Origin of the sequence: Streptomyces sp. NPDC047017 (assembly GCF_040644175.1) — a bacterium.
GTDB lineage: Bacteria > Actinomycetota > Actinomycetes > Streptomycetales > Streptomycetaceae > Streptomyces.
Genome location: NZ_JBEYVW010000011.1, coordinates 120,777 through 145,143, shown reverse-complemented (window position 1 = coordinate 145,143; position 24,367 = coordinate 120,777). Strand labels below are relative to the sequence as shown.

The following is a 24,367-nucleotide window of genomic DNA, read 5'->3' as shown; positions in this document are numbered from 1 at the left end:
ACGGCCTTGCCGAAAGGCGTCCGGCCTGTCCGGGACCTAACGTGGCTCTCATGTGCGCTGCTCGGACAGCAGGTCTCGCCCAGGCCCGCAGGGTCATCGGCGGCTCATGCGAACAGGACAGCCCCGTGGCCAGGGCGGCAAGCGTGGCCTTGTAGACGCGCCGGAGGCGGGTACGAGCAGCCGAAGGACATCCATGGTCCGGGAGGAACCGGACACCAGCAGGAGAAGGGCGCGAGAACATGGCGGGACCGATTCTCATCACCGGCGCGGGCAGCGGATTCGGCAAGGAGGTCGCGCTGCGGCTCGCCGCGGCCGGACACGAGGTGATCGCGGGTGTGGAGATCATCGCCCAGGTCAGCGCGGTCCGCGCCGAGGCCCGGGAGCGGGGCGTCGAGCTGCGGGTCGAGAAACTGGACGTCACCGAGCCCGGCGACCGCGAGAACGCCTGGAGCTGGAACGTGGAGGTCCTGCTGAACAACGCCGGGGTCGCCGAGGGCGGCGCCGGCGCCGACATCCCCGAGGAGCGGCTGCGCCGGCAGTTCGAGGTGAACGTCTTCGGGCCCGTCCTGCTCACCCAGGGCATCGCCCGGCAGATGGCGGCCCGCCGCAGCGGACGCATCGTGTTCATGTCCTCGGTCGCGGGCCTCACCGTCGACCCGTTCACCGGCGCCTACGCGGGCTCCAAGCACGCGGTGGAGGCGTTCGCCGACGCTCTGGACCAGGAACTCGGGGAGTTCGGTGTCACGGTCGCGACGATCAACCCGGGCCCCTTCCTGACCGGGTTCAACGACACCATGTTCGAGACGTGGAAGGAATGGCGCGACGATCCCGCCGACCGCCTCTACGACTACGCCGAACTGGCCTTCCCGCACGAGCAGTACGACCCCGAGCCGGTCTACCGGCAGACCGTCAGCGTCCTGCTGGGCGAGGAACGCCGCTACCGCAACGTCCTCCCCGCCGAGACGGAGCCGCAGATCCGCGCACAGGTCGACTCCCAGTGGGACCGGCAGCTGAACGACGGACGCCGCCCCGACCTGGTGCGGAAGGCGTACGACATCACCCCCGGCACACCGGTCGGATCCTGAACTTCCGGTCGGTCCCGCCGAGGGCGGCCCCGCAGGAGAGGCCCCGCCTCGACGGTGAACGCGACCCCTCCTCCCGGCCCGCCCGCCCCCGCGAGCCGGCCTCAGTGGCCGCCCGTGACCGGCTGCCGGTCGATGCACGCGGCGTCCGAGGCGGTCGTGCGCGCGGCCTGCCGGCCCGTGAACTCCACGCGGGCGCCGGGCCGGATGATGTCGTACACCCGCTTCCCGTCCGCGGGCGCGAGGGCGACGGCGCCGAGGATGCCGTCCTTGCCGAGTGCGGGCAGGTCGGAGGTTTCCATCGCGAACAGCAGGAGCCGCTGGCGGTGACCGCGGTCGGTGAAGGTCACCGCCCATTTCCGGGGCCCCGCACGGCCGACGTGCTGCTCGCTGGGGCGGAGGTTCACGACGGGGTACTTGGCGGTGACCGTGACCGTGGTCTCGCCGATCGGGCAGAAGCTCACCGGCGCGCCGATGGTGAACCTGTGGCCTTCGACGGTCAGCGTGTGGGCGTCCAGATCGACCGTCACCCGCTGGACGGGCGCCGGGGACGGGGAGGCCTGCGGCGCGGCCGGCTTGTGCGAGGAGCCGAGCGCGCCGGTGGTGACGGCGGCGACGGTGGTCACGGCCGCCGCTGCCAGCGCACCGGTGGAGAGCACGGCGCGCCGGCCGCGGCGGCGGCGTGCCGCCCGGCCTCTCACCTGCGCCCCCGTGGCCGGCGCCGCCGTCTCGCCGTGTTCGGCCAGGCCACGGAGCCGGGACGACAGGTCCGCCGCGGTCAGGGGATGCGGTGGCGGCTGATCAGACACAGGCTTCCTCCGTCGGGTGGGGTTCCTCGCTCACCAGGTGCGCGGCGAGTGCCGAGCGGCCGCGCGACAGGCGCGCCTTGATGGTGCCCACGGCCGCGCCGGTCTCGGCGGCTATCTGCTCCACGCTCAGATCACACAGGTGATGCAGCACGATCGCGGTCCGCTGGGCCTCGGGCAGGTGCCGCAGGGCGGCGACCAACGCCACATGGTCCGGGCTCGGTTCGGGCACCGGCCGGGGCGCCTGCTCGCCCCGGACCAGCTCCCACCAGTGGCGCGCCCGCCGCCAGCGGCTCATCGCCAGGCGATGAGCCACCGTGCGGATCCATGCCTCGGGCGCCCGGTCGCCGGTCAGGACGGACGAACGCCGGTCCCAGGCGCGTACGAACGCCTCCTGCACCACGTCCTGTGCTTCCGCGTGGTCCCCCGTGAGGGCGTACAGCTGCCCGACCAGCCGTGGGTAGGCAGCCGTGTAGAAGCTGTCGAACTCGTCCTCGGTCATCGTGCCGTGCTCTCTCTCACGGCGCCGGGCGCGTCGCGTACAGCTGGTGCGGGGAGGGTCATGCGGTCGTGGTCCGGCCGGCGGCGCTGTGCGCGAGCCACTGCGTCCAGGTCAGGTTCCAGTCACCGTAGCCGTTGCCGGCGGCGACGGTGTCCTTCGCCGACCCGGTGACCGTGACGACGTCACCGACCATGACCTGGTCGTAGAAGCGTTCGGCGGTCCCGTCGGTGGCGAGGCCGACACAGCCGTGGGTGACGTTGCGGTGTCCGGCCTCGGTGTTCGCCCGCGGGTTCTGGTGCACGTACGTCCCCGATGTCGTCAGGTGCACGGCCCAGTAGTAGTCGCCGCGGTACTCGGCACCGAGGCCCACGGTGCGCGAGTCCATGAGTATCTTGGACTGTTTGTCCATGACGACCATCGTCCCCTTCCAGGTGTCCAGCCCCGGCTTCCCGGTGGTGACCGGTATGTGCCGGGTCCCGCCTTCGGTGCGGACGGTCATCTCGTGCCTGCTCACGTCGACCGTGGCGACCAGGGACCGGCCGATGGTGAAGTGGCGCTCGCCGTGCGAGCCGACCCGGAGGGTGATCCTGGTGCCGGGCTGCCAGTAGGTGGTGTCGGGGCGGAAGTCGACGCGCTGCCCGTCCAGCAGGTTGCGGTCCTTCACCCAGCTCCACGCGCCGGCCGTGCCGGACGAGGTCTGTACGCGCAGCCAGTCCTCGACGGCCTTGCGCCCGGCGGCGGGGACCGGCTCGGGGAAGGTGACCGATATCGGCAGGCCCACACCGACCGTCTGACCGTCGGTCACGTGCACCGTCGCGTGCGCGAGCACGGCGGGCTCCGGCACGGCCGGTGCCGGGCGCCCGTCCGACGCCCGGCCGGTGCCGCCCTTGTCCGCGCCCGTGGCCTTCGCGGGCGCGGTGCCGGCCTGGGCGGCCGGCGCGTCGGCGGCCGTACGGACGCCGGTGCCGCCGTCCGTCGAGCAGCCGGCGGCCGAGAACAGAGCGACACAGGCCGTGACAGCGGCGCCGAGACGGCCGGCGGTCCGACCGGCCGAACGGTCCAAGTACATGAGATCTCCCCCGTGCGAGGTGCGTGTATCGCCTCGTATACGCACGGGCCCGGCACCGGGTTGCATCGAACCGGAAACTTTTTCGACGGCGCGGGGTGGGGGCTGGGGGAGGGGTACCGAACGGACCGGGCGTGCCGGGGGCGCTGGGTGGGACGGGCCGGGCGGGCTGTGCGTCAGAGCGTCCCGGCGTAGTCCGGCAGCCGCAGGTCCGAGTGCGCGTCCCGGCCCGCCCGGGCGCCCGCCGTCGCCATCTCCTGGTCGACGGCCCCGGGGTCGCGCAACAGGGCGTTACGGGACTCCAGTTGCTCACGTGTCGTCGGTGTCACCATGGTGCCGCCACCGGTGGCCAACGCCTGGTTGCGCTCGGCGAAGGGACGCATCCGGCGCTCGTAGGCCGCGAAGGCGGCGGTGTGGTCGGCGTGTGCGGCCAACTCGCCGGCCAGGACGTACGCGCCGACCAGGGCGACGCTCGACCCCTGACCGGACAGGAACGAGGTGGCGTGCGCGGCGTCGCCCGCGAGCACCACGCGCCCGCGCGACCAGGCCGGCAGATGGATCTGGCTGACGATGTCGAAGAAGAGGTCGTCGGCGTCGCGCATCGCCTCCACCAGACGCGGAACGTGCCAGGCCCGCTCCGGGAAGCGCGCGGCGACCAGTTCGCGCTGGGCCCGCGGATCACGGAAGGCGTCGAAGGGCGGGACATCGCGGGTGAAGGTGAGGAAGCCGTGGATGCGGTCGGCGGGCTCGTGCGCGTACAGCACCGCGGAGCGCCCGACGTCGTTCCAGATGACGGCCTCGTGGGCGAAGCCGAACTCGTTGGGGAGGGTGAAGCCGGCGAAGACGTGCCCGAGATAGTGGTGGAAGGGCTCCTCGGGGCCGAGGACCAGCCGGCGCGTGTTCGAGTGCAGTCCGTCCGCGCCGACCACGAGGTCGAAGCTGCGGCGGGTGCCGCTGTCGAACGTCACCTGGACGGCGTCCCCGGCGTCGTCCAGCGCGGCGATGGAGTCCTCGAAGAGGAACTCGACCCGGTCGCCCAGCGGTTCCTGGAGGGCGTCGGCCAGATCACCGCGCCGCACCTCCAGGTCGAGACCGGCCTCGCCGCCGGTGAGCTGCTCCGGGCGCAGCGAGCCGACGGCCTGCCCGGCGGGGTCGATGAAGGTGATCCGCCGGCTGTCGACGTGGGCGGCGCGCAGGCGCGGCAGCAGGCCCATACGCTCGACGACCTCGCGGGCGGTGCCGCGGATGTCGATGGCGTAGCCGCCTCCCCGCACCGCGGCGGCCTTCTCGACGACGGTCACCTCGAAGCCGTACCGGTCGAGCCAGTACGCGAGCGCGGGGCCCGCGATGCTCGCTCCGGAGATCAGTACGCGACGGGCGGGACGTGACTCGGTGTTCATGGCCTCTCACTTTCCCGGCGGGGGCATCCCCGCCGGCTCGTCGACGGCACGCACCGGATGGACAGCAGATGCGTACCTGAGTGAGGTATCTTTACGAAGGTCGTACATCGCCCCCTGTGGGCGGCGACTGACCCCCACCATACAGATACCTAACTCAGGTATGCAACGGAGGTGTCCATGCCCGCCGAATCTTCCGAGCCCCGCGAGGCCCGCGAACCGGGCGCCCCGCCGCGCCCCGACCTGCTCGCCGTGCTGCCCCGGATCACCCGGCTCGGCGCCGCCGTCAGCCGGGGGCGCCTCGTCGAACGCGCCGCCGAGGACGCGGGTCTGGGACGCGATCGCTCCGCGGTCGGTGTGCTCGTCACCCTGCGCACGGCCGGTGAACCCTTGCGGATCGGGGAGATCGCCGACCGTATGCAGGTCGTGGGTCCGCACATCACCCGCCAGGTCCAGCTCCTGGAGAAGCGCGACCTCGTGCGCCGCGTCCCCGACCCGTACGACGCCCGGGCTCGCCTCATCGAGCTCACCGACGCCGGCGCCGAGGCCGTCGACCGCTACCTCGCCTCCCTGCTCGGCTGGTTCACCGACACCCTCGCCGACTGGCCCCGCCAGGACCGCGACGACCTCGTCCGCCTCCTCTCCCGCTTCGCCGACGACGTCACCACCCGACTCGCCGAGACCGACGGCGAGGAGAACTGAGCGCCGCGAACAGGGGAGGCTCACTCGCCGCCGCGAGGGCCCGAATAGGCCGGTAGCAAAGTATTTCGGGGACCGATATATTATCGGGGCATGGACACCCGCATACGTCCCCCCGCGTCCATGAGTCGCTGGGCCACGCTGCTCACCGCCGAGCGTCCCCGTCCCGAAGGGGTGCGGTCATGGCCGAACGCGTGGTGGCTGGCCGTGGGCATGGTCTGCTTCGGCGCGTTCATGGGGCAACTGGACGCCAGCATCGTGACGCTGACCTACGGCAGTCTGCGCGCCGAGTTCCACACGTCGCTGGCGGCGGTGGAGTGGGTGTCGCTGGCCTATCTGCTGACGCTCGTGGCGCTGCTGGTGCCCGTCGGCCGGCTGTCGGACGCGCACGGCCGCAAACTGCTGTATCTGTACGGCTTCGCCGTCTTCACGCTGGCCTCCGCCGCCTGCGGCCTCGCTCCCTCCCTGGCGGCACTCGTGGTGTTCCGTGTGGTGCAGGCGGCGGGGGCGGCCATGATGCAGGCCAACAGCGTCGCCCTGGTGACCACCAGCGCGCCGCGGGAGCGGATGCGTACCGCGCTGGGCGTGCAGGCCGCCGCCCAGGCACTCGGACTGGCGCTGGGACCGACGGTGGGCGGGGCGCTGGTGTCGACGCTGGGCTGGCGCTGGGTGTTCGGCGTGAACGTGCCGATCGGCGTGATCGCGCTGGTCGGGGGGCACTACTTGTTGCCGCGCACCCGGGCCCGGACGCGTGTCGCCCGCTTCGACTGGGCCGGGCTGGCCCTGCTGGCGGTGGCGACCACCAGCGCCCTGATGGGCGTCTCCGCGGCATCCGGGCTCGCGGTGCCCGGCTGGGGGGTGGCCGTCCTGTTCGTGGCGGCGGTCGTGGCGGGCTGGGGATTCGTCCGCCGGCAGCGCCGGGCGCAGGCGCCGCTGCTGGATCTGGCCCTGCTCAAGGTGCCGGCGGTGATGTCCGGGCTCATCGGGGCGCTGAGCGGGTATCTGGTGCTGTTCGGTCCGCTGGTGCTGGTGCCGGTCGTCCTCACGGCCCGGGGCACGTCCGAACTGACCGCGGGGCTGGTACTGACGGCGCTGCCGACCGGCTTCGCGCTCGCCGCGACCGGCGGTGACCGGTTCCTGCCGCCGGGCCTCGCGGACCGTACGCGGTGTGTGGCCGGTGCCGTCGTCTTCCTGCTCGCGCCGGCCGCCCTGCTGATCGTCCCGCTGACCATCGCCTGGCTGGTGCCCGTACTGGCCGTGACGGGACTGGGGCTGGGGATGTTCACCCCGGCCAACAACGCCATGATCATGGGGGCGATACCGGCCCGTTCCTCCGGTACCGGCGGTGGCCTGGTCAACATGACGCGCGGTCTGGGTACCGCTCTCGGCGTGGCCCTGGTGACGCTCGCCCTGCACCTGGCGGGCGGCGGGACGCAGACCGGGGCCCGGCTGGCCGCCGCCGTCCTGGTGGCCGCCTCGGCGATCGCGATCGTGTCCGCCTGGCTGAGCCCCCGCACGGATGCGGCCCTGGCACTCCGATGAGGATCGAGTGGGCCGCGGGGACGGCTCCGCGGAGTCGACGCGCGCCGCCTCCTCCGGGCCGTCACGTCTGTTCGCGTGCCGGTGTCCGATCAGGCGCGGACGTCGCTTCCGCTGCTTCACCCGGCGGATACGGCGCGTCGTCGTCTTCGCGGGGACGCCGGGTGCAGATCAGGTGGATGAGCGCGCCGCTGAAGAGGATCAGCGAGACGTAGTCGTTCAGGCGCAGGCCGAGGAAGTGGTTGGCGTGGTCGATGCGCAGGGCCTCGATCCAGGCGCGGCCGGTGGTGTAGGCGAGGACGTAGCAGGCGAAGAGCCGTCCCCGGCGCAGCCGCCCGTGGTGCCGGCGGTCCAGCCACAGCAGCAGCGCCATGACGCCGAGGTCCCACAGCGACTCGTACAGGAACGTGGGGTGGTAGAGACCGGCCGTGGGCATGTCGGTGGGGCGGTGCGCGGGGTCGATCCGCAGGGCCCAGGGCAGGTGGGTGGGGCGGCCGTACAACTCCTGGTTGAAGTAGTTGCCCCAGCGGCCCATGGCCTGGGCCAGCACCAGCCCGGGCGCGGCCGCGTCGGCGAAGTCGGACAGCTTGATGCCGCGGCGCCGGCAGCCGAGCCAGGCGCCGACGGCGCCGAGGGCCACGGCGCCGGGGATGCCCAGGCCGCCGTCCCAGATGTAGAAGGCGCGGACGGGCTGCTGCCCGGCGGAGAAGTACAGCTCGGGGTCGGTGATGACGTGGTAGAGGCGGCCGCCGAGGATGCCGAACGGTACGGCCCGGATGGCGATGTCGGCGATGTCCTCGCGGCGCCCGCCCCGCGCCGCCCAGCGGCGGCCGGTGAGCCACACGGCGGTGAACACGCCGGCCAGGATGCACAGCGCGTACGCGCGGATCGGCACCGGACCGAGGTGCCAGACCCCCTGCGAGGGACTGGGCAGGTACGCCAGGTTCATGGGCTGGACCGTTTCTTGCAGGCAGCGGGCCCGGCGGCGGGCCGGGAAGGATCCACCCGACGATACATCGGATACCGAAGCTTCTATGGCGGGCGGCCGAGGGGCCGAGACTGTCGCGTACGAGGCGTGCCCCAGGAGCCGACACCGGCGCGTTCGAGGAGCGGACGCAGGCGCGTCCGAGGAGCCGACGCAGGGGCGTCCGAGGCGTGGGCGGCTTCCCGTACCCGAGTTTGATCCGGATACTCTTTCCCCATGTCTGCGCAGCCCAGGTCCGACGTCACCGCCTCCCGTCCCGCCGGGACGGAGCCGGAGGCCCGCCAGCTCACCGAGGCCGTGACCCGGCTGCGCCGCGCGCTGCGCTCCTCGATCCGCACCGACTACCCGTGGGAGACCCTCCCCATGGCGCAGGTCGAACTGTTGCAGGTGCTGGGTGAGCACTCTCCCGCACGGATCAGCGACCTCGCTGCCCGCCGGCGCCTGGCACCGAGCACGGTCAGTGGCCTGATCGGCCAGATGATCGCCGCCGGCCTGGTCACCCGTGACGTCGATCCCGCCGATCGCCGGGCCTCCGTCGTCGCCCTCACCGCCGCCGGTCACGAGAAACTCGCCGCCTGGACCACCGCCCACGAACGGCGCATCGACGTGGCCCTCACCGCCCTCGGCAGCAGCGACCGCGCGGCCATCGCGCACGCACTGCCCGCGCTCTTCCAACTCGCCGAACACCTCGGCGAGCCGGCCACCGACGCCGAGCAGCGGTGACCCGCACGGTGCGCTGAGCGGGAGATCCACGACGGCGGACCACCTTCAGCGTGCTCACGCCGCCGAACTCGTACGTGACCGCGACCTGACGGCCCCGGACACACGACGGCCCCCGGAGCCGCGACCCGCCGCGCTCACCATGCCGAACGCATGCAACACTCACCCGATCGGGCGATCGACCCCGGGACGAGGCGACGACTGCGGAAAGGCATGCATGAACAAGGTGATCTCGGTCGTCACGCCCGTGCACGGTGAGAGTGCGAAGTTCCTTCCGGACGCGTACGCGTCGCTCGCCGCGCAGACGCTTCCCAGCGGCTGGTCCTGGCAGTGGTGCGTGCAGGAGGACGGAAGCGACGTCGGGGCCGGCGCCCAACTGCCCACGGACGACCCGCGCATCCGCATCTCGGCGTCCCGCCACGGCGGTCCGCATGTGGCACGGACCCTGGCCTTCGCCCGGTCGACCGGCGGCTACGTGAAGACCCTCGACTCGGACGACCAGCTCACCCCCGGAACCCTCGCCCGTGACATCGCCCTCCTGGAGAGCGAACCCACCGTCGGCTGGACCACGTCGCGGGCCATCGATCTGCTGGAGGACGGCAGCACCGCCTCCTTCGAACTCGACGACCCGGCACCGGGCCGGCTCTCTCGGGGCAGCGCCTACGGCTTCTGGGCTCAGCACCGCCGCCCTCAGATCCACCCCGCCACGCTGTGCGTCCGACGGCCCCTCCTGGCGCTGCTCGGCGGATGGATGGCGTTGCCGGCCTCCGGTGACACGGGGCTCCTGCTCGGACTCGACGCCCTGGCGGACGGATGGTTCATCGGCGAGACCGGACTCGTCTACCGGAAGCACGGGGGCCAGATCACCACACACCCCGATCACAAGGCCGGAGCTGAATGGGAGGCACGTATGGCGCTGATCCAGGAACGCGCGGATGCCCTTCGGTCCTGGGTCGGCAGCACGAAGGCCGAGTGGCTCCGACACCGCGCGGCGACACACGGTGGGATCGGCCTCCGGGGAACCTCGTCGGGATAACTCGGGGCCACAAGGACCGCACGCAGGGCGCCGGGTCTCCTCGCCGGCGCGCCGGGCGATGTCCCTCGGCGGCGGCGAGGAGGTAGGCGTGCCGGGCAGGTTCGAGCGAGAGTACGAGCGGCTGGCTTCCACGGAGCCGGTTCTCGCAGAGCTGGTCGAGAGGTACGGGCGGCCCGACCCCTACGTGTGGTTCGACGGGGGACGGACCGGAACAAGCCTGTTCGCCGCCATGGTGCTGCACCTGGCCGGCCAACGGATCTCCGCTGTCGCCGCGTTCACCGTCTACGACAGGATCGCGGACGAACTTCAAGGAGTGCCCGCCCCGGAAGGCATCCTGTCCCTGGGGACACGGCGCCTGCGGACCCTCGGACTGTCGGATGCCAAGGCCAACCACGTCCTCGACCTGGCCCGTCAGCAGGTGGCGGGGACAGCGGACCTGGACTCGCTGGCAGGCATGGACGATGCCGGGGTCATCGACGTGCTGACCACCGTGGAGGGCGTGGGCCTCTGGTCGGCACAGGCCTTCCTCATGCGACAGCTGCACCGCCCGGACGTTCTCCCGGCGCAGGACAAAGGCATCCGTGAAGCCATGCGCCGGCAGTGGGGCATGACCCGTCTGCCGACGGTGGGGGAGACGCGCAAGAAGGCGGCTCCCTGGTCGCCGTACAGGAGTTTCGCGTCGGCGCTGCTGTGGAAGTCGCTGTACCCGCCCGGCGAGGCTTCGGACCCGAAGGAGCGGGCGCTCATCCGCCTCGGGAATCCCCGGCCCGGCGGCACCCGGACCTGACCTGGAGCGGGCCGGCGGCACGTACCGGTTGCAGGGGCCTCCGCGCCCTTGCGCGAACCCCGCTGTCGCACCCCGCAGGTGTTTCCCGAGTGTCTCCTGGTTCACTGTTGCTTCCTGCCAGCAAGACGGAAGGCGCAGCACCGGCCATGGTGTATCGGCGTACGGAGCGTACGAAGCGGCACGCTCAGACGAAGGAGGAGGCCTTCGTGCGCGCCGCGCACGAGCTGGTGGCCCGGGAGGGTTTCGCCGGGGCGAAGGTGGCCGCGGTCGCCGCGGCGTGCGGGGTGAGCGCGGGCTCGCTCTACTCGTACTTCGGCAGCAGGGACGAGCTGCTGGCGCAGGTCTTCCGGCGTGCCGCGGGGCGGGAACTGGCCGCCGTACGCGGTGCGGTGGAGGCCGCGCCCATACATCCCGAGGCCCGGCTCAAGGCGTTCACCGACACGTTCACGCGGCGAGCCCTGCGCGGGCGGCGGCTGGCATGGTCCCTGCTCTTCGAACCGGTCTCGCCGGTGGTGGAGCGGGAGCGGCTGGTGTACCGGCGCGAGTACGCGCAGCTGTGCGAGGGCGTCATCCGAGACGGCATCACGGCCGGGCTGTTCGCTCGGCAGCACGCGGCCATCGCGGCCGGCGCGGCCATCGGCGCCATCTCCGAGGCGCTGGTCGGCAGGCTCACACCGGAGGTGTCGCGGCAGGCGGAGGTGCCGGACGAGCAACTGGTCACGGAGATCCGCGACTTCTGCCTGCGAGCCCTCGGCCGCGTACCTTCCTGACCCGACCACCCGGTAGTCCTTGAGTCTCATTGCCTTGGCCCCCGTACCGTCCGTACCATGAATTGAACAAGTATTCAGAGCTTGACCTGTCACGGGGGGCCCGATGCAGCACAGCGAACAAGTGGCGATGATCGAGCGTCTTCTGGCGCTGCGCGAGACGCGCCGCGACGAGAAGATGCTCGACGAGGTCGTCACGATCCCGGTCACCAAGTACACCGACGAGAACCTCCTCGAACGGGAGATCGCCTCGGCCTTCTCCCACTACCCGCTGATCGCGGGGCACGCCTCGGCGCTCGGCGAACCCGGGGCCTACCTGACCAGCGACTGGGACCAGTTCCCCTACGTCGTCGTCCGGGGCGAGGACGGCCGGGTCCGCGCCTTCTACAACCAGTGCCGCCACCGCGGAGCCCGCCTCGCCGACCAGCCGGCGGGAACGGTGCAGAACTTCATCTGCCCCTTCCACGGCTGGGTCTACGGACTCGACGGCACTCTGAAGGGCATCACCCGGGCTCATGACTTCCCCGGCGTCAAGACCTGCGACTACGGTCTTGTGGAACTGCCCGCGGCGGAGGCCGGCGGCTTGATCTGGGTCGGCCGCACGCCCGGACAGACGCTCGACATCCCCGGATTCCTCGGGACGTTCTACGAGGACCTGGTGAACTTCGACGTGGCCTCGCTCGTTCAGTACAAGAAGACCAAGGTGATCAAGGAGGCCAACTGGAAGCTGCTGATCAAGACGTATCTGGAGGGCTACCACGTCCCGTATCTGCACCGGGACACCCTCGCCTTCGCCTTCAAGAAGGGGGTGATCGCGCACGACGAGGACGGGCCGCACATACGGCTGTCCGCCGCGCGCACCAACATCGGCGAGACGGCTCTGAAACCGCAGGAGGAGTGGCGCATCCTGGACTACGCCTCGGTGTACTACACGCTCTTCCCCAACACCTTCTTCATCCTGCATCCCGACTACGTGTCCATCAACACCTTCTGGCCCCTGGCACCGGACCGCACGATCTGGACCCACGAAATGCTCTACCGCGACGGCGACTTCCCCGGCTCCGCGGGACAGAGCGCGCTGGCCAAGCGTTTCCAGTTCACCAATGACACGGTCTTCGACCAGGAGGACTTCGCCATCGCCGAGAACGTGCAGCGGCACCTGCTGCACGGCGGCAGCGACCACCACGTCCTGGGCCTTGCCGAGGGACTGCTCGCGATGTTCCAGCAGACCATCGACGAGCGCCTCACCGGCCCGGAGCCGGACCCGGCCGCCCCCATCCCCACCTCCACCCCCGCCGCACCCCGAGCGACAGGACAGCACTCGTGACCACGGACCTCGCCGGTTTCGCACACGGCATCTTCAAGGCTCAGCCGTTCAGCATGTTCCTGGGCGCCGAACTCACCTCCGCGGGGCCCGGCACGGCCGAGATCCGCATCGCCAACCGGCCCGAGATCCAGCAGCAGCACGGCTTCGTCCACGGAGGAGTCCTCAGTTACCTGGCCGACAACGCGCTGACCTTCGCCGGCGGACTCGCCCTCGGCGGCGACGCGCTCACCGCCGAATACAAGATCAACTACATTCGGCCTGCCGTGGGCGCCCTCGTCGTCGCCCGCGCCGAGGCGACCGCGACAACCCGGCGTCAGGCAGTGTGCCAGTGCTCCATCTACGTCGTCTCGGAGCAGGGAGAGGAGCGCCTGGTCGCCCTGGCGCAGGGGACGATCGTGCGGGCGGGCAAGCAGGAGGACTGAGACAACTGAGACATACGAGGGCCGGCCGGGCCGTCGGGTCTCGCCGAGGGCCCGGCCCATGGCGCCAGGCGCGTCAGGGGCCGGTCTGGCCGGTCTGACTGGCCTGGCCACTCCGCACCTGCTCGCGCAGTACGTGCTTCTGCACCTTGCCGGAGGGCGTACGCGGCAGCGACGGGACCACCACCAGATCCCGGGGGACCTTGTATTTCGCCAGCCTGGTGGACAGGAACCCGCGCAACTCCTCCAGTGTCACCGCCGCATCGGCCTCCACCACGGCGACGACGGTCTCGCCCCAGTCCCGGTGCGGCCGCCCGACGACGGCGGCGTCCCGGATCGCCGGATGCTGCAGGATCGCCTCCTCCACCTCGGGCGAGTAGACGTTCTCCCCGCCGGTGATGACGACGTCCTTGATCCGTCCGACGAGGAACAGGTAACCGTCCTCGTCCACCCGCGCGAGATCCCCGGACCGGTACCAGTCGCCCTCGAAAGCGCGCTCGGTCGCCTCCGGATCGTCGAGATACCCCAGCATGCGGGTCCCCGACCGCAGCCACAGCTCCCCGGTCTCGCCGGCCCCGGCGTCCAGGCCGTCGTCCCTGACCACGCGGATGTCCACGCCCGGCATGCCGCCCGCCCCGATCGATCCGGCCTTGGCGAGCTGGTCCTGCGGGGGGAGCACGCAACCCACCGGCCCCATCTCGCTCATCCCGTACACCTGGCAGAAGCGGCCCCGGCCGTACGCCGCCTCCAGCGTCCGTACCGTCTCGGCGCCCAGCGGCGCCCCGCCGTAGGCCCACAGCCGCACGTTCGACAGGTCGAAGCCGGACAGGCCGACTCCCGCCGCGGACAGCGCCTTCAGCGGGGCGAGATAGGCGATGGGGGCACCGAAGAAGGCCGTGACCCGGTGCTTCCGCACGGCTTCGAGGAAGGCGAGGGGCTGGTACTCCTTCAAAAGGACGACGGTGCCGCCCAGGTAGATCATCGACAGGAACCAGTTGTTCAGCGGCGAGGCGTGCCAGATCGGCATGGCCAGCAGGAACCGGTCCTCGCGGCGCAGCCCCGCGCCGGCCGTCGTGTACGCGGGCACGGCGGACAGCCCGCGGTGCGAGTGCAGACAGCCCTTGGGCGCGCCGGTCGTCCCGGAGGTGTACAGCACCTGCGCGACGGCCTCGGGCCCGACCTCCACCCCCTCCCATTCCGGCGCCCCGGCGACCAGCCTGTCGAACTCTCCGTCACCCGTGTCGTTCGTGGTGAGCACATCGGCCTCGGGGGCGCCCTCGCGCATACGCCCGGACAACTCCTCCGCGACGACGGCGACCCGCAGCTTCGAATGCCCGGCGAGGTAAGTCAGCTCGGACGCGGTCAACTTGTGGTTGACCGGCACCAGTGCGGCCCCGGCCCGCCAGATCCCGAACGCCGCCACGGCGAAGGCAGGGGTGTTGTACGTCATCACCCCTACGCGGTCCCCCGGCCGCACTCCGCGCTCCCGCAGCACGGCGGCGGCCCGCTTCGAAGCCGCGAGCAACTCGGCATACGTCATCGACCCCAGATCGGACACGAGGGCCGGCTTATCGCCACAACTGCGGGCCGACCCCTCCAGCATCCACGTCAGGTTCACCGCAGGGACCTCCGCATCCTCGTGGGGGCTGCCGCGCCGAGGCTGCCTCGGCTCGGCAAGGATTGAATCACTGTTCAATACGGTGGGGAAGCTCCAACCGCCTCTGCGGTGGGGGAGTCGGCGCCAACACGGTGGTGCCCGGACCCGGTTGTCTCAGTTGTCCTGTTACCCGATGCGGACACATCCGGGTGAACGACGCCCGTCCGCGTGTCATCTCATGGGGTACAGGGAAACAGCCGATGCGGCCGCCCGGCGGGAGCGGGGTAAGGTGCCGCGTCCTGACAGACCATGGGGAGTTGTCATCATGTCCACGCACCGTGCCCGCCGTACCGCCCGCTCCGCCGCCCTGGCCGCCGTCACCGCGGCGCTGGCGTTGGGCCTGACCGCCTGCGGCGGCGATGACGGCTCGAAGGCGGCGGGCGGCGACCACGCGGCTGATACCGCGCAGAGCCAGCCCCCATCCAGTGGCCCCGGCAAGAGCAGCGCGGAGCCGACCGTCAGCGGTGGTGGCGGCCAGGAGGGGGCAAGCCCGAAGGCCACCTCGGGTGGGGGCGGCGAGGGCGCAGGCAAGGACACTTCGGGCGGCGCCCCGCAGTGCCGCGGAGACGGGGTGCTGGTCACGGCGGTGCACCGGTTCGCCGACCAGCAGGGCGACCACCTGCTGGTCACCATGTCCAACGAGGGCACCAAGCCGTGCTGGGTCACCTCGTACCCGGCCGTGAAGCTGGGCGGGGACGTGGATGCTGCCGCACTGCCGCACTCGAATAAGGACAACCCGGGTGGCGACAAGCACATCGCGCTACGCCCTGGAGGCAAGGTCTACAGCGCGGTGAGCCTCTTCGAGTACGGCTCGAAGAGCCACACGGCGCACTCGTTCGCCATCGCGCTGCGCGGCGCGGATGGTCACGAAGGTCCCTTCTCCTCGGTCGACGTCAAGGGCCAGAAGGCGCAGTTCAGTTGGAGCGAGGCCGACGTGCTGAACTGGAGCACCGAAAAGCCGTACGACTTCTGATCTCTCGGAGACCAGGGCCGGCACCTCCAGTTCCCGCTGGGACAGCTGCGGCCGGTCCGGCTCGCCCCCGCGCAGCCGGGACACGAGCGCCGCCACGGTGGGCGCGAGCACCGTCTCACCGCGTGCGCCGGCCCGGACCGACTCGGCCGGCTCGGCGCTGGAGCCCTCCTTGAGGAGGTGCCCGGCGGCACCGGCCTCCACGGCGCGCAGGATGGCGCGGTCCGTCTCGTAGGTGGTGAGGACGACGACGCGTTGCCGACGACCTCCAGTCCGGGCTGGCCATCGAGCATGCCGCACGGGCCCTCCCGCACCACGGGATGGTCGTCGACGAGCAGGATCCGGATCATCGCTGGTGCTCCTGGAGCCCTACTGGAAGGACGGGGTCGTCGTCCGGGGCGGTCGGTCGCGGTCAGCCACCGTGAGTTCGAGCCCGGCGGGGGTCCTCACCGAGCGCGTCCACCTCGCCCGAGTCGCGGTGGCGGTGGCCTTCCAGGATCTCCACGGTGGTGCTCCTGCCGGCACCGTTCGGCCCGAGGATGCCGGAGATCTCGCCGTGCCGGATGTCGAGATCGAGTCCGTCGACGGCGCCGTGCTTCCCGTACGCCTCGCGCAAGCCCCGTAGGCGCACAAATCAGGTCCGGAGTCTGAGCGAACCTCCCTCAAGTGGCGCTTGGAGCCAAGGGTGTGCGGCAAGGGGCCTGGCGCTTCGGGGCGTGATGCCGACCATGCGAGGGAGGTCACATCCTAAAGAGGGCCGTACCTGCCGAAGCTCCTGAAAAGGGAATATCTCCACTTTGCGCCCACCTCGGGCCATTTCTCCGTAAGTGGGTAGTAGATCACACCATTGCGCCCCGTGCCGACCGCCGCTAATCATGGCTGTCGTCGCTGCGAGCCGTACGACCGGACGCAAGCGACTCCCTGTGGGCCTGCCGCTCCTGATCGCGGCTGCCCCTGTGCCGCCGCGGTACGCCAGCGGTCGGCAGACGATGTCCCCTACGGAAGGTAGCTTTCGCATGGCCATGACCACCCGCACCCGCATCGCCCGCCTGCGCACCATCGGTCTCACGGGCCTCGCCACGACCGGCGCCGCGGCCGTCGCCCTGACCCTGATGCCCGCCAGCGCGCAGGCCGCCGACATGACGACGCGGGCGCCCGCCGCCACCGCGGCCAAGGTCTCGACCCACACCAGCCACGACGCCGGCCGGCACAAGGCCGGCACCGCCGACAACCTCGACGGCTGGATCACCGAGTCCTTGCAGGTCATGAAGGCCAAGGGCATCCCGGGCAGCTACGAGGGCCTCAAGCGCAACATCATGCGCGAGTCCGGTGGCAACCCCAACGCCCAGAACAACTGGGACGTCAACGCAAAGAACGGTGTCCCGTCCAAGGGCCTGCTGCAGGTCATCGACCCCACCTTCAACGCCTACCACGTCGCCGGTACCGCGCAGAGCATCACCGACCCGGTGGCCAACATCACCGCGGCCGCGAACTACGCCGCCCACCGCTACGGCTCCATCGACAACGTCAACTCGGCCTACTGACCGAGCCGGCCTCACCGCCGGATACGACCAGGAGGCGACCGAGCCTTCCGGCGCCGTTCGATGGCGGCGGCACCCGGGCTTCGGCGTCCATGTCCATGGGTGCCGCGCCTGGCCTTGTATTCGTTCATCTGAGGTGGCGCGGTGACTGATGAGCAGGAGCGGGTGCGGCCGTCGGGAGTGTGGGCCACCGCGGTGGGGGTGGCCAGGGTGCGGGCGCTGGAGACCGGGCGGGAGAACGCCCTGTTCCGCGACCCACTGGCACGGGCCTTCGCCGCCGCAGGCGGCCTGTGGCCCTCCTCGCCGCCGCCCGGTGACGAGGCCGCGCGACGCCGCCGGCTGGCCGTGTCGTTCTCCATCGTCATCAGGACGAAGTTCCTCGACGACCTGTTGCGGCAGGCGTCCGCCTCCGGGATCCGGCAGGTCGTGTCGCTCGGCGCCGGCATGGACAGCCGGGCCTTCCGGATGGACTGGCCCGAGGGCACCCGGCTGTTCGAGGTCGACACCGCCGCGCCACTGCGCTTCAAGGCATCGGTGCTGTGCCAGGAGCGGGCCGTCGCACGCTGCGAGCGCATCACTGTCGCGGTGGATCTGCGGGAGGACTGGCCGGGCGCGCTGGCCGCCGCAGGGCACGACCCGGCCGTGCCGACCGTGTGGATCGCCGAAGGACTGCTGATCTATCTGCCCGAGGACGCGGTCGAGCTGCTGCTGGCCCGGATCGGCGCGCGGTCGGCGGCGGGCAGTCGGATGGGGCTGACATTGGGTTCGCGCGGCGTGATCGAGCGCTTCGGCGCGGAGGCCGCGCCGGGATCGGCGGCCTCCCTGTGGGTCTCGGGGATGCCCGACGACCCGGTGGGCCGGCTGGCCGGGCACGGCTGGAAGGCCGACAGCCACACCCTGCGCGAGCGCGCTGCCGCCTACGGCCGCCCGATCAGCACCCCGCCACAGCGCGAAGAGCGGCCCGGGGGCCTGATCTCGGCGGTCCGCCGGTAGAGCGCGGGGGTTCCTGGAAGCGTTCCCGGAAGACTTCGGGCTGATCGGCGACGCGTCTTGAGCAGTTCCACGAGTGGAGCGGGGCGCGCTTGCGTAGACAGTTCGAAGCCGGCGCGGCCGAACCCCTCGGCGTTTCAGCGTCTTGATCCGGTCGTCGTCCCGGACGGCCGCGGTCGTGCGGTACGCCGCGTTCACCGCGACTCCGGCGATGCTCGCGAGGCGGTCAGGCAACGCCCGGCGAGGGCCTCGGTGGACCGGCCGGTGCCGTAGGGCGTTCGGCGCCTTGCCCTCCCCCCCCGGGCCCCCCCTCGCGTCACGCGGATGGAGCACAGCCCGGAGTCATCGAGCCGGCGGCATCAGGGCGGCATCGGGGTCCTCTCTCGTCTCGTCGAGCGGGCCTCGAAGACATGATGTTCAAACGTCTGATGTTTGTGTACGGTGTCTCCATGAAACGCATCAGCGCACCCCGCCGCACCGCCAGCCTGTCCGCTCAGCTCGTGGACAGTCTCCGCTCGCACATCGAGTCGGGCGGGTGGCCGGTGGGCACGCGGATTCCGCCGGAGCAGGCACTCATCGAGGAGCTGGGGGTCGGGCGCAGCACGCTGCGGGAGGCGGTCGGGGCGCTGGTGCACCTGGGCCTGCTGGAGCCCCGGGCCGGCGACGGCACCTACGTCCGCTCGTCGAGCGAGCTTCAGTCGGTCATGGTGCGGCGGGCGAGTTCCGCGCAGCGGGACAAGGTGCTGGAGCTGCGGACCGTACTGGAGGAGTACGCCTCGGGAGCCGCGGCCCTGCGTCGCAGCGAGAGCCAGTTGCAGCAGCTGCGGGAGCTGCTGGCCGACGCCGACGCGGCCTGCGCCGGTGAGGACACGTCCGCGGCCACGAGTGTCGACGCGCTGTTCCACCGGGCCGTGGTCCGGGCGAGCGGGAACGACCTGCTGATGGAGGTGTACGACTATCTCGGTACGGCGCTCACCTCGTCCTTGGGGGGCCTGTCCTGGGACGCCGTCCACGCCGAGGAGCACGCCCGCCTGCACCGGCGGCTCGTCGACGCGATCGAGGCCCGGGACGAGGGCGGCGCCCGCGACGCGGCGGCCGCGATCGTGCGGCTCACCCGCGACCACGAGACCGGCACACCACGAGCAGTGGGGGAGCGGTGAGTCCGCGGCCGACCGCGATGTCCCCTCAGGACTCCGTCTCCGTCTCCGGGTCACCGGCCGCCGGCCCCGCCCGGCCCGCCGTCGTGCCGGTCGGGCTCCTCGTCGCGATCTGTCTCGTGGCGGCGAACCTGCGCACCGCTCTCACCGGTGTCGGCGCCCTGCTGCCGGAGATCGAGCACGGCAGCGGCCTGACATCGAGCTGGGGCGGGCTGCTGAGCACCCTTCCGCTGCTGACGTTCGCCGCGACCTCGCCGCTGGTCGCGCGGGCCTCCCACCGGCTGGGCAGCGCTCGCCTGCTGGTGGCGGCGCTCGGTGTGCTGGCCGTCGGCACGGTGGTGCGCTCCCTTCCCTCCGTGCTCTGCCTTTTCGCCGGGACGGTGATCCTGTCCGCGGCCATCGCGTTCGGCAATGTGCTGCTGCCCGCGCTGATCAGACGGAGCGTGCCCGCACACCGTATCCAGGGCGTCAGCGCTCTCTACGTGACCGTCATGGGCCTCATGGCCGCGGTCTCCTCCGGGATCTCCGCGCCGCTGGCCCACACCGTGCCGGGCTCCTGGCGTACCGCGCTGGCCTGGGGTGCCGCCTTCACGGTCGCGGCGTTCCTCGCCTGGCTGCCGCGGATGCGGGGTGACAAGCCACAGGTGTCCACCGGCGGCGGCCACAGCCCGGTGCCCTGGCGGTCGCGGCTGGCCTGGCAGGTCACGCTCTTCATGGGCCTGCAGTCCCTGGCCTTCTACACCGCCGTCGCCTGGCTGCCCAGCATCCTGATCGACCGCGGCATGAGCAGCACCACGGCCGGATGGATGCTCTTCTCCTATCAGGTGGTGTCCCTGGCGGCCGGCAGCCTCCTGCCCCTGCTCACCCGGGGGCGGCACGACCAGCGCTGGACCGCGGCCGGGGCCTCGGTCTTGGTGGCAGGCGGCTTCACCGTACTGGTCGCCGCCCCCGCGCTGTCCGTCCTGGCCTGCACCCTGCTCGGACTCGGCGGCGGCGCGTGCCTCGTTCTCGCGCTGACCTTCCAGAGCCAGCGCGCCGGCAGCTCCGGCGAAGCCGCCGCACTGGCGGGCATGGCACAGTCCATCGGCTACCTCGTGGCCGCGGCCGGCCCCCTCCTCCTCGGCATCCTGCACGACACCACACACAGCTGGACACTCCCGCTCACCGTCCTGGCCGTCCTCGGCATCGCCACGGCGGTCGCCGGACACGGCGCGGGACAGGACCGCCGCCTGCGCCGGCCCTCCCGCTGACACGACCACCCCACCCGAGCGGCAACGCCGCCCACAGGAACACGTGAACACGCCCGTACGGCCGCGAAGGAGACCACCCGTGCCCCGCTCCCGACGCCTGACCGACGAACTCGACGCACGCACCGACCGACGAAGCGCCCACCTGTACGCGACCGACGCGCAGTTCCGTGACACCGCGCCCCTGGACGCCGTCACCGAGGCGATCCGGCGGCCCGGACTGCCGCTCGCCGCCCTGGTGGCCACGGTGATGGAGGCGTACGCGGACCGCCCCGCCCTGGGCGAGCGCGCCACGGAGCCGGTCACCGAGCCGGAGACGGGCCGCACCACCCTGCGCCTCCTGAAGCGGTTCGACACCCTCACCTACGCCGAACTGTGGGAACGGGTCGGCGCCGTCGCCTCCGAGTGGCGGCATCACCCCGAACACGCCGTCATGCCGGGTGACTTCGTCGCCGTACTCGGTCCCACGAGCGCCGAGTACACCGTGGTCGATCTGGCCTGTGTCCGCTCCGGCGCGGTGTCCGTCCCCCTGCAGGCCGGGTCCTCGGCCGAACACCTGGCCCCCATCGTCGAGCAGACCGGACCGCGCCTGCTCGTGGTGGACGCCGACCACCTGGAGGTCGCGCTCGACCTCGCGGCGAACGCCCCCTCGCTGGGCAGGATCATCGTCATCGGCCACCGCCCGGAGGTCACCGCCCACCAGGAGGAACTGGACTCCGCGCGCGGCCGGCTCGCGGCGCGGAGCCGGGGCGTGACCCTGGACACGCTGGCCTCGGTCATCGACCGGGGAAGGACGCTGCCGTCGCTCCCCGAGGTTCCCGACGGATCGGCGGCCGACGCGCTCAGCGCACTGATCTACACCTCGGGCAGCTCCGGCATCCCCAAGGGCGCCATGTACCCCGAGCGTCTGGTCAGGCGGTTCTGGGTCGACTTCGTACCCGGCGAAGCGGTCCGGCCCTCCATCGTGCTGAACTACCTGCCCCTGAGCCACATGATGGGCAGGGGCGTGCTGTTCAGCACCCTCGCCAAGGGGGGCCTCGCCTGCTTCGCGGCGTCCAGCGACCTGTCGACGCTCTTCGAGGACCTCTCCCTGGTCCGCCCCACCGAGTTCCTCCTGGTGCCCCGCATCACCGACATGCTCTTCCAGCACTACCAGGCCGAGTTGACCCGCCGGACCGGGAAGGGCGGCGGTGCGGCCGACCCGGCGGAGCAGGTGAGGGAGGAACTGCGGGAGAAGGTCATGGGCGGCCGCCTCCTGCGGGCCGTCAGCGGCTCCGCCCCGCCCAGCGCCGAGATGACGGCGTTCGTCGAGAACTGCCTCCACGTCAGACTGCTCGACGGCTACGGGTCGACGGAAGCCGGCATCGTCTCCCTCGACGGCCGGGTGCTGCGCCCGCCGGTGACCGGCCACAAGCTGGCCGACGTACCCGAGCTGGGATACTTCACGACCGACTCGCCGCACCCCAGGGGCGAACTGCTGGTCAGGTCCGACCGGCTCGTCCCCGGCTACTTCCGGCGCCCGGACGCCACCGCCGAGGCCTTCGAGGAGGACGGCTTCTACCGCACGGGCGACATCATGGCCCGCGTCGGCCCCGACGAACTGCGGTACGTCGACCGCCGCTCCAACGTCCTCAAGCTGTCCCAGGGCGAATTCGTGACGGTCTCCCGCCTGGAGGCGCTCTTCGACGGCAGCCCGGTCGTCCGGCAGATCTTCCTGTACGGCAACAGCGCCCGCGCCTACCTGCTCGCGGTCGTCGTGCCGACCAAGGAAGCCGTCGACCGCGCCGCCGGGGACGCCCGCCGCCTCAAGCCGATCCTGCGCGAGTCCCTGCGTACCCTCGCCGTCGAGGCGGGACTGAACTCCTATGAGATCCCACGGGACTTCCTCATCGAGCGCGAGCCGTTCACGCAGGAGAACGGGCTGCTCTCCGGCATGCGCAAGCCACTGCGACCCGCCCTGACGAAGCGTTACCGCGAGCGTCTCGAAGCGCTGTACACCGAGTTGTCCGACCGCGAGGCCGACGAACTGCGGGCACTGCGCCAGGCCGGCACCGACCACCCGGTACCGGAGACCGTGCTGCGGGTCGCGCGAGCGCTCCTCGGGCAGGAGGACGGGGACGTGGAACCCGGCGCACGCTTCCTCGACCTCGGCGGCGACAGCCTCACGGCACTGTCGTTCTCCCAGTTGCTGAAGGAGATCTTCCACGTCGACGTCCCTGTCGACGTGGTCCTCAACCCGGTCAACACGCTGCGGCAGGTGGCCGATCACATCGAACGGGCGCTCGACTCGGAACACCGCCGTCCCACCGCAGACAGCGTCCACGGCCCTGACGCGACGCGGCTCGACGCGGCCGATCTGCGGCTGGACGCGTTCCTCGACGCGCGGACCATCGCGCAGGCCGCGCGGCCGGCCGGACCGCTGCCCGAGGCCCGTACCGTGCTGCTGACCGGCGCCAACGGCTACCTGGGCCGGTTCCTGTGCCTTGAGTGGCTGGAGCGCGTGGCGGAGCGCGGCGGCACCCTGGTGTGTGTGGTCCGCGGCTCCTGCGCCGAGGCGGCCCGGGCACGGCTCGACGCGGCCTTCGACAGCGGCGACCCCGAACTCATGGAGCGCTACCGCAAGTCAGCCGACCGGCATCTCCAGGTGATCGCCGGCGACATCGGGGAACCGGGCCTCGGGCTCGACGAGCAGACCTGGCGGCGACTGGCCGACACCGTGGACCTGATCGTCCACCCGGCGGCCCTGGTCAACCATCTCCTGCCCTACGACCAGCTGTTCGGTCCCAACGTACGGGGAACGGCCGAACTGATCAGGCTCGCGATCACCTCCCGGGCCAAGCAGTTCACCTATCTGTCGACGGTCGCCGTCGCCTTCGGGAACGAGGCGGCGGCCGACGAGTCCGCGGACATCCGCACCGCCTGCCGGACCCGCGACCTCGAAGGTGAGTACGCCGACGGCTACGCGGCGAGCAAGTGGGCCGGCGAGGTGCTGCTGCGCGAGGCGCACGAGGCGTTCGGCCTGCCGGTCGCCGTCCTCCGCTCGAACCTGATCCTCGCGCACCCGCGCTACCGCGGCCAGCTCAACATCCCGGACGTCTTCACCCGCCTCCTGCTGAGCCTGCTGGCCACCGGCATCGCGCCCGGCAGCTTCTACGCCCGGGGCACCGGTGACGGCGGCGCACACCACGACGCACTCCCCGTGGACTTCACCGCGCGGGCCGTCACCTCGCTGGGCGACGACGTACGAGAAGGCTTTTGGACCTACAACGTGGTCAACCCGCACGAGGACGGCATCTCCCTCGACACGTTCGTCGACTGGCTGGCCGCAGCCGGACACCCCCTGACCCGTGTGGAGGACCACGCCGAGTGGCTCGCCCGCTTCGAGACCGCCCTGCGGGGCCTGCCCGACCGCCAGAAGCGGCATTCGCTGCTGCCCCTGCTGCACGCCTTCGCCGAGCCGGAGAAGCCACTCACCGGATCGGCCCTTCCGGCGGACCGGTTCCGTGCGGCGGTACGGGCCGCGGCCCTCGACGAGGAGAACGACATCCCGCACCTGTCACCGGACCTGATCATCAAGTACGCGGCCGACCTCCGGGCGCAGGGCCTGATATGACGTGAACCATGGGCCACCCGCGAGGTCCGTCATCGGCCGCCCGCGGGGTCCGTCATCGCC

21 protein-coding genes and 2 pseudogenes are annotated in these 24,367 nt (G+C 71.6%); 15 read left to right on the top strand and 8 right to left on the bottom strand.

Annotated elements, in window-relative coordinates; translation table 11 throughout:
• The first annotated feature begins 239 nt into the window (after positions 1-239).
• The gene (locus tag ABZ858_RS20075; RefSeq protein WP_361379911.1) at positions 240-1,085 is read left to right on the top strand and encodes an SDR family oxidoreductase; all 846 of its coding nucleotides are present in this window, start codon (positions 240-242) and stop codon (positions 1,083-1,085) included.
• A 101-nt stretch (positions 1,086-1,186) separates the two neighbouring features.
• On the opposite strand, the gene ABZ858_RS20070 is transcribed toward ABZ858_RS20075, so the two are convergent.
• The 4 genes from ABZ858_RS20070 to ABZ858_RS20055 form a co-directional block, all read right to left on the bottom strand.
• Positions 1,187-1,891 carry a L,D-transpeptidase gene (locus ABZ858_RS20070; RefSeq protein ID WP_361379908.1) on the bottom strand — a complete coding sequence of 235 codons (705 nt, stop codon included), beginning with the start codon at positions 1,889-1,891 and terminating at the stop codon, positions 1,187-1,189.
• Positions 1,884-2,390 carry a SigE family RNA polymerase sigma factor gene (locus tag ABZ858_RS20065; protein WP_361379905.1) on the bottom strand — a complete coding sequence of 169 codons (507 nt, stop codon included), beginning with the start codon at positions 2,388-2,390 and terminating at the stop codon, positions 1,884-1,886. Before ABZ858_RS20065 ends, ABZ858_RS20070 begins: the two co-directional genes overlap by 8 nt.
• Positions 2,391-2,448: 58 nt before the next feature.
• Entirely contained in the window at positions 2,449-3,459 is a 1,011-nt protein-coding gene (locus tag ABZ858_RS20060; RefSeq protein ID WP_361379902.1) for a L,D-transpeptidase, read from the bottom strand.
• A 173-nt stretch (positions 3,460-3,632) separates the two neighbouring features.
• A complete protein-coding gene (locus tag ABZ858_RS20055; protein WP_361379899.1) occupies positions 3,633-4,856 on the bottom strand; it encodes an FAD-dependent monooxygenase in 1,224 nt (407 codons plus the stop codon).
• Between the two features lie 177 nt (positions 4,857-5,033).
• Here ABZ858_RS20055 and ABZ858_RS20050 point away from each other — a divergent pair, with 177 nt between their 5' ends.
• Entirely contained in the window at positions 5,034-5,555 is a 522-nt protein-coding gene (locus tag ABZ858_RS20050; RefSeq protein WP_361379896.1) for a MarR family transcriptional regulator, read from the top strand.
• A gap of 90 nt (positions 5,556-5,645) precedes the next feature.
• Positions 5,646-7,094, top strand: a complete 1,449-nt coding sequence (locus tag ABZ858_RS20045) for an MFS transporter (protein ID WP_361379893.1) — start codon at positions 5,646-5,648, stop codon at positions 7,092-7,094.
• Between the two features lie 61 nt (positions 7,095-7,155).
• Here the strand turns inward: ABZ858_RS20045 and lgt are convergent, their stop codons facing one another.
• Entirely contained in the window at positions 7,156-8,040 is an 885-nt protein-coding gene (gene lgt, locus ABZ858_RS20040) for a prolipoprotein diacylglyceryl transferase (protein ID WP_361379890.1), read from the bottom strand.
• 252 nt (positions 8,041-8,292) lie between these two features.
• Here lgt and ABZ858_RS20035 point away from each other — a divergent pair, with 252 nt between their 5' ends.
• From ABZ858_RS20035 to ABZ858_RS20010, 6 genes are all read left to right on the top strand, one after another.
• A complete protein-coding gene (locus ABZ858_RS20035) occupies positions 8,293-8,799 on the top strand; it encodes a MarR family winged helix-turn-helix transcriptional regulator (protein WP_361379887.1) in 507 nt (168 codons plus the stop codon).
• A gap of 214 nt (positions 8,800-9,013) precedes the next feature.
• Positions 9,014-9,832, top strand: coding sequence for a glycosyltransferase (locus ABZ858_RS20030; protein WP_361379884.1), 819 nt, complete (start codon positions 9,014-9,016; stop codon positions 9,830-9,832).
• An 88-nt stretch (positions 9,833-9,920) separates the two neighbouring features.
• Positions 9,921-10,619, top strand: a complete 699-nt coding sequence (locus ABZ858_RS20025; protein ID WP_361379881.1) for a hypothetical protein — start codon at positions 9,921-9,923, stop codon at positions 10,617-10,619.
• A gap of 206 nt (positions 10,620-10,825) precedes the next feature.
• Entirely contained in the window at positions 10,826-11,389 is a 564-nt protein-coding gene (locus tag ABZ858_RS20020; RefSeq protein ID WP_361379878.1) for a TetR/AcrR family transcriptional regulator, read from the top strand.
• Positions 11,390-11,516: 127 nt separating this feature from the next.
• On the top strand, positions 11,517-12,713 hold the full coding sequence (locus ABZ858_RS20015; RefSeq protein WP_361379875.1) for an SRPBCC family protein: 1,197 nt from the start codon (positions 11,517-11,519) through the stop codon (positions 12,711-12,713).
• Complete coding sequence (locus ABZ858_RS20010; RefSeq protein WP_361379872.1) at positions 12,710-13,135, top strand: PaaI family thioesterase; 426 nt, start codon at positions 12,710-12,712, stop codon at positions 13,133-13,135. Before ABZ858_RS20015 ends, ABZ858_RS20010 begins: the two co-directional genes overlap by 4 nt.
• Positions 13,136-13,208: 73 nt before the next feature.
• Here ABZ858_RS20010 and ABZ858_RS20005 read toward each other — a convergent pair whose 3' ends face one another.
• The gene (locus ABZ858_RS20005; RefSeq protein WP_361380226.1) at positions 13,209-14,735 is read right to left on the bottom strand and encodes an AMP-binding protein; all 1,527 of its coding nucleotides are present in this window, start codon (positions 14,733-14,735) and stop codon (positions 13,209-13,211) included.
• A 319-nt stretch (positions 14,736-15,054) separates the two neighbouring features.
• On the opposite strand from ABZ858_RS20005, the gene ABZ858_RS20000 reads away from it, so the two are divergent.
• Positions 15,055-15,762 (top strand): DUF4232 domain-containing protein, encoded by a 708-nt coding sequence (locus ABZ858_RS20000; protein ID WP_361379869.1) that lies wholly within the window; start codon positions 15,055-15,057, stop codon positions 15,760-15,762.
• A gap of 3 nt (positions 15,763-15,765) precedes the next feature.
• Here ABZ858_RS20000 and ABZ858_RS19995 read toward each other — a convergent pair.
• Both ABZ858_RS19995 and ABZ858_RS19990 read right to left on the bottom strand, forming a co-directional pair.
• Positions 15,766-16,109 (bottom strand): annotated as a pseudogene (locus ABZ858_RS19995) (DNA-binding response regulator); the annotation flags it as partial.
• Positions 16,110-16,198: 89 nt separating this feature from the next.
• Positions 16,199-16,390 (bottom strand): annotated as a pseudogene (locus tag ABZ858_RS19990) (ATP-binding cassette domain-containing protein); the annotation flags it as partial.
• A 391-nt stretch (positions 16,391-16,781) separates the two neighbouring features.
• Here ABZ858_RS19990 and ABZ858_RS19985 point away from each other — a divergent pair.
• From ABZ858_RS19985 to car, 5 genes are all read left to right on the top strand, one after another.
• Positions 16,782-17,303, top strand: coding sequence for a transglycosylase SLT domain-containing protein (locus ABZ858_RS19985; protein ID WP_361380223.1), 522 nt, complete (start codon positions 16,782-16,784; stop codon positions 17,301-17,303).
• A gap of 177 nt (positions 17,304-17,480) precedes the next feature.
• Entirely contained in the window at positions 17,481-18,293 is an 813-nt protein-coding gene (locus ABZ858_RS19980) for a class I SAM-dependent methyltransferase (RefSeq protein ID WP_361380220.1), read from the top strand.
• A 446-nt stretch (positions 18,294-18,739) separates the two neighbouring features.
• Positions 18,740-19,450, top strand: a complete 711-nt coding sequence (locus ABZ858_RS19975) for an FCD domain-containing protein (RefSeq protein WP_361379866.1) — start codon at positions 18,740-18,742, stop codon at positions 19,448-19,450.
• Positions 19,447-20,697, top strand: a complete 1,251-nt coding sequence (locus ABZ858_RS19970) for an MFS transporter (protein ID WP_361379863.1) — start codon at positions 19,447-19,449, stop codon at positions 20,695-20,697. The genes ABZ858_RS19975 and ABZ858_RS19970 overlap by 4 nt, the downstream gene beginning before the upstream one ends.
• A gap of 79 nt (positions 20,698-20,776) precedes the next feature.
• Positions 20,777-24,307 carry a carboxylic acid reductase gene (car, locus tag ABZ858_RS19965; protein WP_361379860.1) on the top strand — a complete coding sequence of 1,177 codons (3,531 nt, stop codon included), beginning with the start codon at positions 20,777-20,779 and terminating at the stop codon, positions 24,305-24,307.
• The last annotated feature ends 60 nt before the right edge of the window (positions 24,308-24,367 follow it).

Excerpts from the sequence above, each read along its gene's own strand:
- ABZ858_RS20035 (WP_361379887.1), top strand. The coding sequence starts at position 8,293 with ATGTCTGCGCAGCCCAGGTCCGACGTCACCGCCTCCCGTCCCGCCGGG.
- ABZ858_RS20060 (WP_361379902.1), bottom strand. The coding sequence starts at position 3,459 with ATGTACTTGGACCGTTCGGCCGGTCGGACCGCCGGCCGTCTCGGCGCC.
- ABZ858_RS20065 (WP_361379905.1), bottom strand. The coding sequence starts at position 2,390 with ATGACCGAGGACGAGTTCGACAGCTTCTACACGGCTGCCTACCCACGG.
- ABZ858_RS20015 (WP_361379875.1), top strand. The coding sequence starts at position 11,517 with ATGATCGAGCGTCTTCTGGCGCTGCGCGAGACGCGCCGCGACGAGAAG.
- lgt (WP_361379890.1), bottom strand. The coding sequence starts at position 8,040 with ATGAACCTGGCGTACCTGCCCAGTCCCTCGCAGGGGGTCTGGCACCTC.
- ABZ858_RS20000 (WP_361379869.1), top strand. The coding sequence starts at position 15,055 with ATGTCCACGCACCGTGCCCGCCGTACCGCCCGCTCCGCCGCCCTGGCC.
- ABZ858_RS20050 (WP_361379896.1), top strand. The coding sequence starts at position 5,034 with ATGCCCGCCGAATCTTCCGAGCCCCGCGAGGCCCGCGAACCGGGCGCC.
- ABZ858_RS20055 (WP_361379899.1), bottom strand. The coding sequence starts at position 4,856 with ATGAACACCGAGTCACGTCCCGCCCGTCGCGTACTGATCTCCGGAGCG.
- ABZ858_RS19985 (WP_361380223.1), top strand. The coding sequence starts at position 16,782 with ATGACCACCCGCACCCGCATCGCCCGCCTGCGCACCATCGGTCTCACG.
- ABZ858_RS20075 (WP_361379911.1), top strand. The coding sequence starts at position 240 with ATGGCGGGACCGATTCTCATCACCGGCGCGGGCAGCGGATTCGGCAAG.
- ABZ858_RS20005 (WP_361380226.1), bottom strand. The coding sequence starts at position 14,735 with ATGCTGGAGGGGTCGGCCCGCAGTTGTGGCGATAAGCCGGCCCTCGTG.
- ABZ858_RS20030 (WP_361379884.1), top strand. The coding sequence starts at position 9,014 with ATGAACAAGGTGATCTCGGTCGTCACGCCCGTGCACGGTGAGAGTGCG.
- ABZ858_RS20045 (WP_361379893.1), top strand. The coding sequence starts at position 5,646 with ATGGACACCCGCATACGTCCCCCCGCGTCCATGAGTCGCTGGGCCACG.
- ABZ858_RS19975 (WP_361379866.1), top strand. The coding sequence starts at position 18,740 with ATGAAACGCATCAGCGCACCCCGCCGCACCGCCAGCCTGTCCGCTCAG.